Source organism: Kocuria oceani (assembly GCF_029524215.1).
GTDB classification, from domain to species: Bacteria; Actinomycetota; Actinomycetes; order Actinomycetales; family Micrococcaceae; genus Kocuria; species Kocuria oceani.
In genome coordinates this window covers 22,554-36,671 of the sequence record NZ_JARAMH010000008.1, presented here as the reverse complement: position 1 = coordinate 36,671, position 14,118 = coordinate 22,554, and the positions used below count along the sequence as shown (strand labels likewise).

Sequence of the window (14,118 nt, the reverse complement as noted above, 5' to 3'; positions counted from 1 at the left end):
GCGCCGCCAGCCATGACGGTGCGGAGGCGTTCCCCGGTGGGCATCAGCCCTGTGGGCCAACTTCAAAGACGCCACCCTGGATCAGCCGCGGCCGCCAGAGGCCGCGCGGCCTACCCCTGGCCACACAGAGGGTTCAATCTCGGCGAAGCCATTGATCAGCAGGCTGATCATCAGTAAACTGGAAGAAAGCGGTCGAACGCACCAACCCGCCCCCTCGGCGGGCACCGCCTGCGCCGGACTCCCGCCCGTGAGTTCGTGCCACGTGAATCATACGAAGGAGCTCTCATGGCCACCTACGACGTCAACACCCTTCTCTCCACTACCGCCTACGACTCGGACGGCGACAAGATCGGCAAGGTCGAGCAGGTCTTCCTGGACGACAATACCGAGGAGGTCACCTTCGTGACCGTCGACACCGGTCTGTTCGGCACCAAGGAGAGCTTCGTCCCGGTCGAGGGCGCCCGGCAGGACGGCGACCGCCTCGTGCTGCCCTACGCCAAGGGCGTGGTCAAGGACGCCCCGAACGTGGACGCGGACCAGCACCTCTCCCCGGCCGAGGAGGAGGAGATCTACCGCTACTACCAGATGAACTACTCCGGCACCGGCGACCGTGACGGCCGATACGCCACGGAGACCGATCGTCACGCCGTTGCGGCGGCCGGAACCGCCGGGAACGACCGGTACGCCGAGGACACCGCGGGGCGGCACGACACCGCCGCTGGGGCTGATCTCGACGACAACGAGGTCATCCGTCACGAGGAGCGCCTGCGTGTCGGCAAGCAGCGCGAGGAGTCCGGTCGCGCTCGGCTGCGCAAGTACGTGGTGACCGAGCACGAGGGCGTCGATGTCCCCGTTGAGCGCGAGGAGGTCCGGATCGAGCGCGTTCCCCTCGACGGCACCGAGGTCACCGGCGGCACCATCGGCGAGGACACCGTGGAGGTCACCCTCCACGAGGAGCGCGCCGTGGTGGCCAAGGAGACCGTGGGCGTGGAGAAGATCGAGCTGGAGAAGGAGACCGTCGCTGAGACCCAGCGCGTCGCCGCTGAGGTCCGCAAGGAGCAGGTCGAGATCGACACCGACACCGATCGTCGCGACCGCATCTGATTACACCCGATCGACTTTGGGGCCCCCGTCACCGTTGCGGTGACGGGGGCCCCGTCGTCGTGCCGGAAGCGGTTCACCCTGCGGCCCGCCGGGCACGGCCGCGTAGTAGACCAGGCCCAGCGGGACCACGTCGCGGTCGCCGCGCACATCCCCGGTAGCCCAGGGCGGGGGCCAGTGCCCCATGAGCATCGGGCCCAGCGCCACCCCACGTCCATGCACAAGAAGTCGGTGGACGTGGACAGCCACACGCCGGTGGACGGGGCCGATCGGACCGCGGCGGCCTGGGCCGCCGACGTGATGTCGGACCTCGGAGCAGCACCTCTTCGTGACTGCACGGGCTCCGTCCCTGACGGCACACCGAAGGGTCTGTCACACAACGAAGCACATCCCCTACCCATGGCCAGCTTGCTGCCTGGCGCCTACCCTGATAAGACGCTGTTCCGATGCACAGCGCCGCGGAAAGGCCCGGGGATGCCATCGGCGTCACCCCTCGACGGCCCCGCATGCCAGGTGATCACACCGGCACGGACGCGCCTTCCGCCCCTGTCCCGCGGGAAGGCGCGTCCCCCACCTACAGGACTGTTCGACCAACGGATAATCCTATTGGTGTGCAGCAGCTAAGGGGTGTTGCCGATCGATTGGCTCCAGCCAGTATTCGTATCGGTACAGGCGGGAAATACGCCGGCTCTTTTTGCCGGCAACGGGCGTAGGATGACGGCACGGATTTGTTCTGGTCCGAGGACGTGGTCCCTGTGGCTTTTTCCTGGTTTTTCCCTTCCTCAGCTACAGCATCAGCCGCGCCCGATCGTCCGATCCCGGAGCCCGCTGATGGGGCCGTCGATCCGTCAGGGGCGCGTGTACCTGCCGAGCAGACGGCAGCTCCTCGAGCCGTCGTAGCCCCAGCGCCGCCGCCTGTCCCGTGCGTCCCCGCTCCGGTGGCGGCACTAGAGATCGCCTAGGAAGCCAGCCAGGCCGCAGAAGAGGCCGCTCCGGAGATCGAGCAGGCCGCTGATATTGCCGCCGTCGTCTCCCTGTGGACCTTCGCCGGTTTGCTGATCCGGGCGATCATCGCCTCGATCACAGGCCTGCTCAGCTCCCGGTCCGTGACTCGGGACCACACCACAGAATCTCAGGTGCGTGCCTCCCGCAGCTGATCAGTGACAGCAGGTGAGCGCTCCGGCGGCCCCCCGCATGGGCAAGCCCCGCCCGAGAAGTTCCTCGGGCGGGGCTTGGTCGCAGTGTGCGGGTCAGGATCCGTAGTTCTCGAAGATCAAGTCGTCGGTGTTCTTGTCCAGTTGCATGGCGCTGCTGTGCTGGATCAGCCGCGCCACCGTGGACGCCTCGCTGTCGGGCACCACGAGCAGGTACTCCTCCACTCCCTCATCAAGGGTCAGCTCGAAGGTGTACGACCCGGGCTGGCCCTCCCCGGCGTTGCTGCGGATCACATCGACACTGGTGACCCGTCGGATGTTCTTGCCCTGTCCTGCCGGCATCTGCTTCTCCTTCTCACGACGCCACGATCGTGGCGAACTCGGATAGCTCCTGCTGCGGGGGACTCGCCCCTCCGGTTGACCTCAATCGACCCGCACAGGACAACAGGTCATTCGTGACCGCTCCACTGCGCAGCACTGCGAACGCTACCCAATGGACAGCAAGCTGACCAGAGCTTTGGGAGGCCACGTTCCCCACCGACAGCATCCTAGGAAGTGTCCTGTCCCCACCGGGGGGCGAGGGGGTCTGGGCCTCGGCCAGAACCTATCGATCCTGCACAGGGGATTTCCTGCAACACCCTCAGGGCCAGTTGTCCCGGGGTCGGTCCGGTGAGCTCAGCGGTCGACCTTGAGCACGGAGCCGTTGTCGACGTTGATGTACACGTCCACGGAGGTGCCCTGGTCATCATCGATGTCGACCTCCCACACGGTGGTGCCGTCCTCGGCGTCCAGCTGGGCACCGTCCACGGTGCCGTCCACCTCCTCCAGGGCGGTGCGCACGGCGTCCTCCAGTGGGATCTGGACCTGGGCGAGGTTCTCCCGGTCCTGCTGGTCGAGCTCGTCATCGCTCTCCTGCGGGGTGACCTCCTGCCCGTCGGCGGAGACCTCCACCTCCTGCTCCCGGTCCTCCACGGCCAGCTTCACCTCCCACCCGTCGCCGGCGTCCTTGCGGTCGATCTCGAAGACCTGTCCGCCGGCCACGGACTCCTGCGCGGCTACGACCGCCCCGGCCACCGCCCCGGCCCCGAGGGGGACGCCGAGGCGCTCTCGCCGGCGGTCGCCGTGCCCGAGGGGGTGGCCGAGGCGGTCTCGTCCGCGGCGACGCTCTCGCCGGCGGTGGACTCGGTGGTGGTCTCGCTCGTGGCTGCCCCGCCGGTGGTCGCCTCACCACCGCCCGGGGTGCCCCCGTCGGCGCAACCAGCCAGCAGGAGGGCGGAGAGGGCTAGGGCGCTCAGGGACACAACGTTTTTATCAGTGTGCTTCATAAATGATCATTGTGGCGGGGACCGCCCACCGGCGCAAGAAGCGCATCTGGGGCAAAGGATCAGTTCGCCGCCTGCCGTGCAGGTGACGCCCCCACGGTCACGACCCCTCCGGGGCACGGCAGGCAACCGCCGTGCGGCACCACTCACCCTCACACTGAGTCTGACGCTAGCCGGCCATGTGTAAAGCAATCATTACAAAAGGTCCAACCGGGTTCTCCGTGCCTGTGCCCGGCCGAGGCGCGCCGGGCTGCTCGCGCAGCGCCCAGAGAGCCTCAGCCACGTTGTAGGAGCCGCCGGAGGTCCGTGGCTGCGCGCTCGGGGATTTGCGCCCGACCGTAGGCCGGGCCGGCCTTGGCGTGTTGCCGGTCGGGTCCCCGGGCGGCTGTGGATCGGGAGGCGAACATCGCGCTGCCTTCGGTGGCGACCCTGCGGTTGTGCCGTGTCGGGCGCCCGGCGGGTCCGCACATTGTCCCGGTGCGCTTGTCGTAGGGGTAGCAGTCGTCGAGGATGATGTGCTCGTCGGTCTCGGTGATTACGCGGTAACGCACCGTGTGTCTGCGGCGGTCGGCCACTGGGTGGACGACCGCACGGGCACCGGGATGGGTGGCACCACCGTGGTTGAAGTCGAACAGATCGGCCACAGTTGCTCCTGGTGTGCTGGGGATAGCGGTCACCGGGGCGAGCAATGGTGGCGGCACCGTCCGGTTCTCGGTCCGGTGGGGGTCTTCCCGCCCGGTGGTGATGGTCGATTGTACGGAGGCGGATGCTGGCTCCACGGCCGCCGTCGGGGTTGCTGGGCCCTGGCCGCCGCGCGACGGACCTTCCTCTCCGGGTCTACACTCTGGACCCCGGGGCAAGAACCCCTGCCCCCCGACAAGATCCTGGTCCAGGAGGATTCAGCAGATTATGAGCACTGACTATGACGCTCCCCGTACGCGTCCCGAGGACGAGCCGGCCAACGAGTCCCTGGACGCGATCCAGGCCCAGGCCAGTGCGGCCGCCCAGACCGCGGTGATCGACGCCGAGGACCTCGACACCGCCGAGGGCATCGACCTGCCCGGGGCCGACCTCTCGCACGAAGAACTCACCGTGGCCGTCATCCCCAAGCAGGCCGATGAGTTCACTTGCGGGACCTGCTTTCTGGTCCGCCACCGCTCCCAACTCGCCCGCACGAACGCGGGCACCAGCTACTGCACCGACTGCGAGGGCTGAGCCGCACCGGCCGGCAAGGTCACAGTCGCCAGGCTTCACGGACCGCAGCCGCCCGGTGCCTGCGCTCCGATTCTCGTCTACTGGCTTCGGCATACTTGCGGTGGGCTCAGGGCATAACCATCCCAGGCCTACGATCAGTAGCACGGCAGGTTCCGACCCGGACGTGGCCGAAGACCAGTGGATCCCTCCGGGGGGAGGTCTTCAAGATCCGGGTGATCTGGTCGAAGGTGAGAACGGCGACGAACGCCCACGATGAAGGCCACCAGCGCGGCGGGCCAGATCCGGCTCCACCGCCGGATCGCCTGCCTGGCCCTGGACACAGCGACACCGGAACTGGCCGGCAAGCGCTCCGGGCAGCTGCTCCACGTCATGCGCTCGCCCGTGCCATGCTCCGCCCCGTTGCGGGTGCCACAGCGGGGCATGTGAGAGTCTGGCCTTGTCCCCATCACTTTCCCGCTGGAGCCCCCTTGATCGCTGCTGCACCCTCTCCTGCCGTTGAGCACCTTCCGGTCGTCGACTCATTTACTGTTGCCGCGCGAATCCGCATGACCGCCGGGGTAATCCGGGCGCGTCTGGCGGTCGCCGTGCCGCAAGACACGCCGGTCGGTCCGGACACCCTGATTTCCGCGTTGCTGACCCTGGGTGGGCAAGTGCTGGAGGAGTACCGGCTCACCGATCAGCAGCTGCCCCAGGTGGAGGTCACCGCAGTGGAACGCGTCGAGACCGTCCCGGCGACCGCGGCCGCCACCGGGTTCACCGTCGGAGTCACCAACGACCTCGCGGCCCGGCGCTCCACGCTCGTGCTCGATTCGGACTTCCTGCTCGGCAACGACGGCGGGGTGCTCCTGGCGGCCGCCACGCTGCTGGCCGGAGCCGAGCACCTGCTCGATCCGGAGTCGGCTGGTCGGACCCGCCATACTGGGCGCAGGCACCAGCCCTCCTCGCCCCGTCGACGCCGCTCAGGCGGCCGAGGCCGCGGCCGCCGCTGAGTCCCCACCCCTCTCACATCGCCCCGGACGCGGACCGAGCCCCGAGACCCCTCGGCCAGCCGAGCGCCTGGTCAGGACCGGGCGAGTCGAGGACGGCGCGGTGATCCTTGCTCCACACTCCGGCCTCTTGCCGGGCCCGCACCCAGCGCTGGCACGTGATGCCGAATCGGCCACGCGGCCCAGTGGGGCGTTTCTTCTGTGGCGTTGACTTCGGCGACCACGAATGGAATCTCCTCCAATACCACCCGGTCGCCGGCCCAGGACCTGCCGGTCCGCCCGGTTGTCGCCGATGCAGGGCCCGGAATCAACGGTTCCAATAACTTCCTACGCCTGATCGCCGACCAGTTCCTGGGGTACCTTCTGCCTCGCCAGGGCGACCATGTTCGCCATCGGCTCGTAGGCCTCCCTCCGCCGCACTCGAACCATGGAAGCTATTTCCAAGCCACCGCGTCGGAATCAGCACCATCCGCCCAAGGTCCACGGCGGGGGTGCATCCGACGGGCGACTGCAACGCCGGCACTGGTGCGTCGATCGCCCTTCGCCACCATAGTGACAAGCATGCTTCCTATTGTTTAGGATGGGCCTAGCCGTGGACTTGTCTGGTCGGCGGCAGGGGTGATTGTGCTGCAGTGAGCGGTGCTGACAGCGCCCCGGGGGGCCATGCCGATGCTCACCGGTGTGGTGAACGTCTTCGTGAGGTCTGCGTGACCGCACGAAGGCGCCCTCCCCCGAGGACCCCGCGCCGGGAAGGATTCTGCGGCCGGTCGGCGCGGTGCAGTCGGTGGCGCTGAATCGCTGATCGCACCAAGTACTGCTGGTACCCTGCCTGCTTCGTTTCGTCTGCTTACCCAAGGATGCTGCTGCCATGTCTGCCCCCGTACCGTCGTCCTTGACCGCGGCCGCCGAGTCTGCTGAGACGGTGAGGCCACCGGCGCCCGCTGCGGGGCTGGAACAGACGCCGGAGGCGGCTACCGGCCGCACTACTTCGCCCCGGCGGAGGCAGGCACGGTGGCGGGTCGGGGATGCGGTGGAGGTCTGGATCGGCGGGCTGATCCGTCACCGCGGTGTCGTGGAGGAGTCCGCCCCGACCTTGGGGGTGGTGTGGATCCGGGAGCACGGCACCGGGCTGCGGCTGCTGATCGACCTGGGCGAGCCCGGCGTCCGGCTGCGGCGCTGCGATTCCCCGCAGGCGCCCCGGTGAGCCGCCCGGACCTGCCCGGGACCTGACCACCCGGGGCGTCGAAATTCTCCCGGCCCTGTCCTGCGGTATTTCTGTGCTGTGGCACCGGCACTGGTGCCTGATGAAAGGGTGTTGTCGATGATCGATCCTTCCTCGGTGGCCCACCGGGCGATTCCTTCCTTTCCGTCCGTGCCCACCAGTGCGGCCCTGCACCAGGTGCTGGCCGCCAGCGCGGATCTGCGGGAGTTTCTGGAGGAGTTCGCCCAGGTGATGGCCGCCCATTTGAGCTCGGAGGGCACCTCGGTGTGGTGCGCGGTGACCGTGCTGCGCGACGGGAGGGTGGGCACGGTGGCCAGCTCCAACGCCCGGGCCGAGGTGCTGGACGAGATCCAGTACGACTACGGTGACGGGCCGTGTCTGACGGCGGCCCGTCAGCAGCTGCTCGTGCACGTCCCGGACCTGGCGGCCGGTCCGTGGCCGGACTACGGGCAGGCCGCCGCCGCTCAGGGGGTGCGCTCGGCCGTGGCCGCCCCGTTCGATCTGCCCGGCCCGGACAAGGCCGCACTGAACGTCTACGCCGGCACCGTCGACGCTTTCAACGAGGAGGCGATCGCTGCGATCACCCAGGAGGTCGTGGCCGCCTCCACCGCGCTGCGGCTGGCCCTGCGGCTGGCCAGGCACCAGGACACCGAGACCGACCTGGTGGCGGCGATGAGCTCACGCACCGCCATCGACGTGGCGGTGGGGGTCCTCATCGCCCAGCAGCACTGCACCCAGGCCGAGGCCTTTGAGCTGCTGGCCGCCGCCGCGGCCCGGCGCGGGGTGAAGGTCCGGGACCTGGCGGTCGAGCTGGTCAAGTCCATCACCGGGGAAGCACCCACCACCCACTTCAACACCCCCAACGCCCCGTGGGCGCAGCAACGCCCCGACTGAGCTCCCTTCCCCGGTCGGGAGAGCAGGCAGAGACAGAGTTTGGCGGGTCCGGTGAGCGGTGGTTACCCTTCTACTTGGTCGAGTAGCTGACCGATCCATGATCATGCTCAGCGAAAGATTCTCCCTATGCCTCCGTGCTTCCTGACGTTGCCTGCCTCAAACCCGTCTGCTGCGCTCATCGGCCATCCGCGACGCAGCATGGCAGGATTCATCCACCGGACGGTTTCGTCCGCGGTGCCCGCGTGAACGGGTTCGCCGGAGGCGGCCGCGCTGCCCTGCCGGTGGTGACCCCGCTCGAGCGGGTTCTCCGGTTGGGCCCGGACGATTCGTTCCCCGAGGAACTGCTGGACCTGCCCGTGGAGCACCTGCAGATCCTGCACAGCCGCATCTGCCGGCAGCTGGACCACGAGCACCTTTCCTTGGACGGGGCGCACCCGATCACCTTGGACCGGATGGCCGAGCTGCGCATCGAGTTCACCTCCCGCCTCGTCCGCTGAGCCTCGTTACGGCTCCGACGGGGAGACCGATTCACCCTGAAGCTTCGCCGGCCGTTCCCTCCTCGGGGACGGCAGGGCGGTCCCCGTCATGACGACGCCAACCCAACTCCGCGGAGATGGGCCGGCGTCGTCATGGTCCGCCCCTGGTGAGACCTGCCCCGAAATGGAAGGAAAGGGCGGACCCGGACCGCTGAACCGTGGTTCAACGTGCTGCGATGCTATCGCAGCACTGCAGCCCATCCACGGGTGGTCCGAGGAGTCCGCCGGGTGCGTCGCGACGTCGGCCTCGCCCCGGACTACCGCTACCCCACCGCCGGGCCCGCCCGCGGGGTCCGGCAGGTGTACCTGCGCCCAGGCAGCTCCCCCGGTCCCTCGCTCATCCACACCGATACCGCTCAGATCCAGGAGACCACCCTGTGGTGGAGCAAACCGGCAATCAGCTCTTACCCCTGGCCCGCTACCGAGAGCACCCAGGTGAGTCCGATCAGCCCCACCCCGGTGGTGCCCAGCACGATCACCGCCACCGCGACCGCCGCGGTGATCAGGGTCGCCCCCGCACCGGCCGGGGCATCGCCGGTGCGGGCCTCGTGGCCGACAATCACCATCAACAGCACGGCAGCCAGAACCAGCATCACCACTGCGATCATCAACACCACGTTGTCCTCCATCTCACGGCAGCAGTCACAATTTTTCCCTCGCAGCCGGGTCTCCAACGGACGTCCCACCAGGTGATCTTCGGTCCGGTCCGCACACCCACCCCGGGGAAAACGCCCCGACGACAGGGCACTTGAGATGGTCGGACCGGGGCGTACCACCCAACACGCCCGGCAGTCCGAGGGGGGGCTGCGTGCAGGCCCACCCGTGGGTGGTCGGGGCGACCGTGCTAGGCGGCCGCCACGGGCCCGGTGCCCAGTCGGTGCAGGGGGGAGACGCCCAGCAGGTCGGCCCCACCCAGGTGCACCGGGTGATGCTCTCTCACCCAGGCGCGCAGCGGATGGGAATCACCACCGACGGCCACCACCACCCGAGCCGCGACCAGGGCCTCGGCCCGCTCCAGGGTGGCGGCATCAGGCGTGTAGGCGATCAGCACCCGGTCGAAACGGCGGGCCCTCTCGGCCTGGGCGATGGTGCCCATCCGCACTCCCCGGGACTTGAGCCGCCCCAGCTGCTCGATCACCGGCAGCTGGGATGCCTGCGGGACCACGATGGCCAGCGACGCCCAGGTCAGCTCGGCACTGTGACTGAAAACCCAGCTCGCGGCGTGGAACACCCCCACCCCCGCCGCCATGGGGGCAGCCGTATACGCCCGCGGATTGGCAAAGGCACCCCAGGGATCCACCGACACTACTCCTTTTCACTGTTCCTCTTGCGCCGTTCTATGGCGCATGCGTGGCCTCAAGCACCTTGCTAAGTATACTGTCTAGCGGTGGGATGTTCCGTCTCGGAGCCCCCCGCCGGCCTGTTTCCCGTCGTCACCAGGTGACCGCGGCGAGATCACCCTCAGTCGGTCCTGCTCAGTTGTCACGCCGTCCCATACGCGGGGGACGCAGAAGTCGGCGAGCAGGTGGCTTGCCCGATCGATGCGCCGGGCCGATCGGGGGCGTACCGGTGCCACAGGTGGCGCCCGGGCCGGCTCCCACCGGCGGGGTACACGGAAGTGCTCGGTGCCCGCGCTCAGGGTCGTGGGCCATCGGAAGGCAGATGGGCGGTAGCCCACCGGTGGAGCTGCCCGACGGCGTCAGGAGGCCACTGCAGTTGCCAGGTGAGGGCGAGCAGCGACTCGGCACTGAAGTGCCCGCCGTGATGATACAGGTGCTCCAGGCGTCGCAGCAGCATCTGCCACAGCCGCGGCGAGGGGGCCGCCCGGCGCTGAAGGCGGTGGGTGAAGTAGACCATCACCCGGCGCACCTCGGGCACGGGCAGCACCACCTCGGCCGGGCTCAGCACCGTTGCCCCCAGCGGTGTGGGGTCGAAGGCGTCCACCCAGGGGGTGAGCACCTCGATGTCCGGGTCCACCACCACAATGGAAGTGGCGGTGGGGATCGCCTCGGCCGCCATCAGGCTCGCCACGGTCGGGCGGTCCACGATCAGGGCACCCACCCATCGATGCAGCCCCCCGGGGTCCCCGGCAAAGCCCACCGTGGCTCCTCGGATGCTCGCCAGCCGCAGGTGCCGGGACTGGTCCGGGGCCACCGGTTCCGGCAGCAGGATCCCGATCGAGGCCCAGCCGAGACGACCGGTCTGGGTGGCGGCCCACTCCCGGGCCCGCCCCCACCCTGTTTTCGCGGCCGCCGGGCCGGCCACATAGGCCCGGGGCCGGTCCCGCCGGGCCGGAGGCGAAAGCGAAGGCGACATGACCGGGGGTTTTTCAGTGCCCGGCGGGCAGCTGCGCGGAGCGGTCGAAGTCCTCGGTGGTGGCCACCGCCCCGTCCGCACCGATCAGCGTCACCCCCGCCGCCGAGCCGCGGCGGCTGCCACCGGTGATCTGCGCCCCCACATCGGCCACGACATTGACCAGGCTCACCCCCGGGCCCACCCGCACGCCGTCCAGCAGCACCGAGTGGCGGACCGTGGCGCCGTCTTCGACCACCACGCCGGGACCCAGCACGGAATGCTCCACGGCGCCGCGCACGGTGGAGCCGGCCGCGACCATGGACCGGCGCACGTCGGCGCTGGCCTCGATCCGGGCGGGCACCAGCTGCGGCTGGGCAGAAAGGATCGGCCAGTGCGGGTCGTCGAGGGTGACCCCCTGGCCGTCGAGCACCTGCAGGTGCGCCGTCCAGTAGGACTGCAGGGTGCCCAGGTCCATCCAGTACCCCTGAAGGCGGTGCTCCACCACGGTGCGGTGGGCCACGAACCAGGGCACGAGGTCGTGGCCGTAGTCCTCGAGCTGGCCCTGCTGCTCGTGCAGCTCCTCCAGGGCCGTCAGCAGCTGCTGGGCGTCGTAGAGGAACATCTCCCCCGTGACGAGCCGGCCCGCCGGCTGCTCGGGCTTGTAGTCGAAGCCGGTCACCCGCCCCTCGCCGTCGGTCTGCACCACCCCGTAGCGCGAAGATTCCTCGGCGACTTCGGTGGTGACCATGGTCAGGTCCGCGCCGTGGGCCAGATGGGTGTCCACGACATCGAGGAAGTTGATCGTGTAGAGATGATCCGCGCTGAGCACCAGCACGAGATCGGGATCGAAGTCCCGGATGAGGTCCTTCTGCCGGTAGAGGGAGTCCGCGTTGCCCTCGGCGAAGCCCTCCCCCTCCGCGCCCTCATACGGTGGCAGGACCTGCAACCCACCGTGGCTGCGATCCAGATCCCAGGGCCGCCCGTTGGCCAGGTGCACGTTGAGGCTGTGCGGCAGGTACTGCTGGATGACCCACACGTCGGAGATGTGGGAGTGCACCAGATTGGACAGCGCGACGTCGACCAGCCGGTAGGTGCCGGCCACGGGCAGGGCCGGCTTCACCTTCTTCTCCGTCAGGGCACCCAGCCGAGAGCCCTTCCCGCCGGCCAGCACCAGAGCGAGAATCCGCGGAACGCGCATATGCAACTCCTCATTTTCGTCTTCCCGGAAGGCCACTGCTCTTCCGGCCCAATCGTCCCGCCGCGAAGCGCGCGACCGACTCGATCCCGTCGATGCACCCCACCCTCGAGGAGACATTCGAACCCGCACCAGACCGGCCCATTCGAAGCTCTACCCTGCAGGCCCTCACTATAGTAAGCTAGCTTACTATAGTGAGGGTGGGTCCGCCACCCTGATCTCGACGGTGATAGCGGCAGCGGCTCCCGCGATCCCCGCCCGACGAAAGGCACAGTCCATGCCCCACACCCCCACCTTGGACCTGCACGACGGCCACACCATCCCGCAGCTGGGCTACGGTGTCTGGCAGGTCGGCCCCGACATCGCCGAGGACGTGGTGGGCCAGGCCCTGGCGGCCGGGTACCGGCACATCGACACCGCCAAGATCTACGGCAACGAGGAGGGCGTCGGCCGGGCCATCGCCAACAGCGGCATCCCGCGCGACGAGATCTTCGTGACCACCAAGCTGTGGAACGAGGACCACGGCCACGACTGTGCGCTGCAGGCGATCGACGCCTCCCTTCAGCGCCTCGGCCTGGAGTACGTGGACCTGTACCTCATCCACTGGCCCACGCCCAAGCGCGGGAAGTACCTGGAGACCTGGAAGGCCTTCCAGGAGATCCGCGACAGCGGCAAGGCCCGCTCGATCGGCGTCTCCAACTTCCCCCGGGAGGAGCTGCAGGAGATCATCGACGCCACCGGCGTGGTCCCGGTGGTCAACCAGGTGGAGCTGCACCCCTACTTCAACCAGGCCGTCCTGCGGGACTTCCACGCCTCCCACGGCATCCTCACCGAAGCGTGGTCCCCCCTGGGCCAGGGCGGGGACCTACTGCAGGACACCGTGCTGAACCGCATCGCCGACCGCTACGAGGCCACCCCCGCCCAGATCGTCATCGCCTGGCACCTGGCGATCGGCAACGTGGTCTTCCCCAAGACCGTCACCCCCGAGCGGATCCGCGAGAACTTCGCGGCCCTGGACGTGCGGCTCGACGCCCAGGACGTCGATGTCATCACCGGGCTCGACCGCGGCCAACGACTCGGCCCGGACCCGGCCACCGTCGAGACTCCCTGACCGGTCGGCGCCCCCGGCCGTAGGGGCAACCGGCGCCACGCCCACTGCCCCTACAGCCGGTGCGGGCCCGACGTGCCAGATAGCACCGGTCAGGCGCCCGCGCCGACACGGAAAAACTCCGGGGTATCCAGCGGCCGGACTTTGCCACAAAAGAACAGGATTCCCGACATGCAACCAACGTTCACCGCGAACCTGGCCTCCACCGCCGAATACCCCACTCCAGCGATGCCCGTGATGGGGGTGGAGTTCCTGGAGGACCCGGAGCTCCGCACCACCGGCATCCCCAGCGGCACGGCTCACCCGGTGGCCTGGATCGAGTACAGCAAACCCACCTTTCTCGGCGCCACCGCCGGCCCCCACCTCGACGAGACCACCTCAGACACCGCTGATGGAACCTCATCGGTAGGCCGATGGGATCTGCGGGAAGCCGACAGTGTCATCCGTGGGGCCGGTTACCGTCGAGTCAGCGACTGGAAGCCCATCGAGCGCGGCACCCGACTGATGGCCTACATCACCCCGCGATGACCCACCGACAGCAACGCGTATCGGTATCACAGCGACCCCGACGGCACTCGCAACAATTGGCACAGCATGGAGGGGTCGCCCACCCAACCGGTGTCAAGGGCACCGTCATGGAAGATAGTTTCCGCTGCCGGCAGACGACAGACCGCCACCTCCTGCCGGACGCCCGGGCTACGAACCAGATGCCGGGCCGGTGGCGATGATCGGGCTCCGGCGGTACCGGGGCGTCAGACGCGCCGGCCGGAGGACGCCCCGATGGGTGAATCACCGGTGTCTTCATGGAAAACGCTTTCGACCGGGCGGGTGAAGTACCGGGCCAAGGCAAGAGCCACCGCCAGCGACGGCTCGCTCCGATCGTTCTCCAGCGCATAAATCGTCTGTCGAGAGACACCCACGGCGATGGCCAACTGTCCTTGGGAGATCTTCCGGGCCGCCCGGAGGGCCTTCAGCTCATTGCGCATACGCTGCCATCTCCCCACCTACGCTCGTCGTATGCCAAGCCACCTTACCGTTTGCAAGAAGCGCACACCCAGCGCGCGCGGATTCTTGACGTACCTGGAGCGGT

The 14,118-nt window shown here is 68.7% G+C and carries 18 protein-coding genes; 9 read left to right on the top strand and 9 right to left on the bottom strand.

Annotation, left to right across the window (positions count from 1 at the left end; translation table 11 throughout):
* Nucleotides 1-285 precede the first annotated feature (285 nt).
* The gene (locus tag PU704_RS10475) at nucleotides 286-1,104 is read left to right on the top strand and encodes a PRC and DUF2382 domain-containing protein (RefSeq protein WP_277551291.1); all 819 of its coding nucleotides are present in this window, start codon (nucleotides 286-288) and stop codon (nucleotides 1,102-1,104) included.
* Nucleotides 1,105-2,351: 1,247 nt separating this feature from the next.
* Here the strand turns inward: PU704_RS10475 and PU704_RS10470 are convergent.
* The 4 genes from PU704_RS10470 to PU704_RS10455 all read right to left on the bottom strand — a co-directional run bounded on the left by PU704_RS10470 (nucleotide 2,352) and on the right by PU704_RS10455 (nucleotide 4,221).
* The gene (locus PU704_RS10470; RefSeq protein WP_047804206.1) at nucleotides 2,352-2,597 is read right to left on the bottom strand and encodes a hypothetical protein; all 246 of its coding nucleotides are present in this window, start codon (nucleotides 2,595-2,597) and stop codon (nucleotides 2,352-2,354) included.
* Nucleotides 2,598-2,930: 333 nt separating this feature from the next.
* Nucleotides 2,931-3,296: a PepSY domain-containing protein gene (locus PU704_RS10465; protein WP_277551289.1), complete on the bottom strand. Its 366-nt coding sequence runs from the start codon at nucleotides 3,294-3,296 to the stop codon at nucleotides 2,931-2,933.
* Between the two features lie 14 nt (nucleotides 3,297-3,310).
* Nucleotides 3,311-3,580, bottom strand: a complete 270-nt coding sequence (locus PU704_RS10460; RefSeq protein WP_277551288.1) for a hypothetical protein — start codon at nucleotides 3,578-3,580, stop codon at nucleotides 3,311-3,313.
* A gap of 272 nt (nucleotides 3,581-3,852) precedes the next feature.
* Nucleotides 3,853-4,221, bottom strand: coding sequence for a hypothetical protein (locus PU704_RS10455; RefSeq protein WP_277551287.1), 369 nt, complete (start codon nucleotides 4,219-4,221; stop codon nucleotides 3,853-3,855).
* Between the two features lie 265 nt (nucleotides 4,222-4,486).
* Here PU704_RS10455 and PU704_RS10450 point away from each other — a divergent pair, with 265 nt between their 5' ends.
* From PU704_RS10450 to PU704_RS10425, 6 genes are all read left to right on the top strand, one after another.
* A complete protein-coding gene (locus PU704_RS10450) occupies nucleotides 4,487-4,792 on the top strand; it encodes a DUF4193 domain-containing protein (RefSeq protein WP_277551286.1) in 306 nt (101 codons plus the stop codon).
* A gap of 252 nt (nucleotides 4,793-5,044) precedes the next feature.
* On the top strand, nucleotides 5,045-5,218 hold the full coding sequence (locus tag PU704_RS10445; protein ID WP_277551285.1) for a hypothetical protein: 174 nt from the start codon (nucleotides 5,045-5,047) through the stop codon (nucleotides 5,216-5,218).
* A gap of 203 nt (nucleotides 5,219-5,421) precedes the next feature.
* Nucleotides 5,422-5,781, top strand: coding sequence for a hypothetical protein (locus PU704_RS10440; protein ID WP_277551284.1), 360 nt, complete (start codon nucleotides 5,422-5,424; stop codon nucleotides 5,779-5,781).
* Between the two features lie 1,027 nt (nucleotides 5,782-6,808).
* Nucleotides 6,809-6,982 (top strand): hypothetical protein, encoded by a 174-nt coding sequence (locus PU704_RS10435; protein WP_277551283.1) that lies wholly within the window; start codon nucleotides 6,809-6,811, stop codon nucleotides 6,980-6,982.
* Between the two features lie 117 nt (nucleotides 6,983-7,099).
* Nucleotides 7,100-7,894, top strand: coding sequence for a GAF and ANTAR domain-containing protein (locus PU704_RS10430; RefSeq protein ID WP_277551282.1), 795 nt, complete (start codon nucleotides 7,100-7,102; stop codon nucleotides 7,892-7,894).
* Between the two features lie 242 nt (nucleotides 7,895-8,136).
* Nucleotides 8,137-8,391: a hypothetical protein gene (locus PU704_RS10425; protein ID WP_152683416.1), complete on the top strand. Its 255-nt coding sequence runs from the start codon at nucleotides 8,137-8,139 to the stop codon at nucleotides 8,389-8,391.
* Nucleotides 8,392-8,834: 443 nt separating this feature from the next.
* Here PU704_RS10425 and PU704_RS10420 read toward each other — a convergent pair whose 3' ends face one another.
* The 4 genes from PU704_RS10420 to PU704_RS10405 all read right to left on the bottom strand — a co-directional run bounded on the left by PU704_RS10420 (nucleotide 8,835) and on the right by PU704_RS10405 (nucleotide 11,923).
* Nucleotides 8,835-9,059, bottom strand: coding sequence for a hypothetical protein (locus tag PU704_RS10420; RefSeq protein WP_047804210.1), 225 nt, complete (start codon nucleotides 9,057-9,059; stop codon nucleotides 8,835-8,837).
* A gap of 215 nt (nucleotides 9,060-9,274) precedes the next feature.
* Nucleotides 9,275-9,679 (bottom strand): hypothetical protein, encoded by a 405-nt coding sequence (locus PU704_RS10415; protein WP_152683417.1) that lies wholly within the window; start codon nucleotides 9,677-9,679, stop codon nucleotides 9,275-9,277.
* Nucleotides 9,680-10,065: 386 nt separating this feature from the next.
* The gene (locus tag PU704_RS10410; protein ID WP_277551281.1) at nucleotides 10,066-10,746 is read right to left on the bottom strand and encodes a hypothetical protein; all 681 of its coding nucleotides are present in this window, start codon (nucleotides 10,744-10,746) and stop codon (nucleotides 10,066-10,068) included.
* A 13-nt stretch (nucleotides 10,747-10,759) separates the two neighbouring features.
* Complete coding sequence (locus PU704_RS10405; RefSeq protein WP_277551280.1) at nucleotides 10,760-11,923, bottom strand: glucose-1-phosphate adenylyltransferase family protein; 1,164 nt, start codon at nucleotides 11,921-11,923, stop codon at nucleotides 10,760-10,762.
* 274 nt (nucleotides 11,924-12,197) lie between these two features.
* Between PU704_RS10405 and PU704_RS10400 the strand changes: the two genes are divergently transcribed.
* Both PU704_RS10400 and PU704_RS10395 read left to right on the top strand, forming a co-directional pair.
* Nucleotides 12,198-13,031, top strand: coding sequence for an aldo/keto reductase (locus PU704_RS10400; RefSeq protein ID WP_277551279.1), 834 nt, complete (start codon nucleotides 12,198-12,200; stop codon nucleotides 13,029-13,031).
* A 168-nt stretch (nucleotides 13,032-13,199) separates the two neighbouring features.
* The gene (locus PU704_RS10395; RefSeq protein ID WP_047804215.1) at nucleotides 13,200-13,556 is read left to right on the top strand and encodes a hypothetical protein; all 357 of its coding nucleotides are present in this window, start codon (nucleotides 13,200-13,202) and stop codon (nucleotides 13,554-13,556) included.
* Between the two features lie 224 nt (nucleotides 13,557-13,780).
* On the opposite strand, the gene PU704_RS10390 is transcribed toward PU704_RS10395, so the two are convergent.
* A complete protein-coding gene (locus PU704_RS10390; protein ID WP_047804216.1) occupies nucleotides 13,781-14,014 on the bottom strand; it encodes a helix-turn-helix transcriptional regulator in 234 nt (77 codons plus the stop codon).
* Between the last annotated feature and the right edge of the window lie 104 nt (nucleotides 14,015-14,118).

Bases quoted from the DNA above. Each gene is read 5' to 3' on its own strand.
- PU704_RS10400 (WP_277551279.1), top strand. From the start codon at position 12,198: ATGCCCCACACCCCCACCTTGGACCTGCACGACGGCCACACCATCCCG.
- PU704_RS10460 (WP_277551288.1), bottom strand. From the start codon at position 3,580: ATGAAGCACACTGATAAAAACGTTGTGTCCCTGAGCGCCCTAGCCCTC.
- PU704_RS10430 (WP_277551282.1), top strand. From the start codon at position 7,100: ATGATCGATCCTTCCTCGGTGGCCCACCGGGCGATTCCTTCCTTTCCG.
- PU704_RS10450 (WP_277551286.1), top strand. From the start codon at position 4,487: ATGAGCACTGACTATGACGCTCCCCGTACGCGTCCCGAGGACGAGCCG.
- PU704_RS10415 (WP_152683417.1), bottom strand. From the start codon at position 9,679: ATGGCGGCGGGGGTGGGGGTGTTCCACGCCGCGAGCTGGGTTTTCAGT.
- PU704_RS10475 (WP_277551291.1), top strand. From the start codon at position 286: ATGGCCACCTACGACGTCAACACCCTTCTCTCCACTACCGCCTACGAC.
- PU704_RS10390 (WP_047804216.1), bottom strand. From the start codon at position 14,014: ATGCGCAATGAGCTGAAGGCCCTCCGGGCGGCCCGGAAGATCTCCCAA.
- PU704_RS10395 (WP_047804215.1), top strand. From the start codon at position 13,200: ATGCAACCAACGTTCACCGCGAACCTGGCCTCCACCGCCGAATACCCC.
- PU704_RS10405 (WP_277551280.1), bottom strand. From the start codon at position 11,923: ATGCGCGTTCCGCGGATTCTCGCTCTGGTGCTGGCCGGCGGGAAGGGC.
- PU704_RS10410 (WP_277551281.1), bottom strand. From the start codon at position 10,746: ATGTCGCCTTCGCTTTCGCCTCCGGCCCGGCGGGACCGGCCCCGGGCC.
- PU704_RS10445 (WP_277551285.1), top strand. From the start codon at position 5,045: ATGAAGGCCACCAGCGCGGCGGGCCAGATCCGGCTCCACCGCCGGATC.
- PU704_RS10420 (WP_047804210.1), bottom strand. From the start codon at position 9,059: ATGGAGGACAACGTGGTGTTGATGATCGCAGTGGTGATGCTGGTTCTG.
- PU704_RS10470 (WP_047804206.1), bottom strand. From the start codon at position 2,597: ATGCCGGCAGGACAGGGCAAGAACATCCGACGGGTCACCAGTGTCGAT.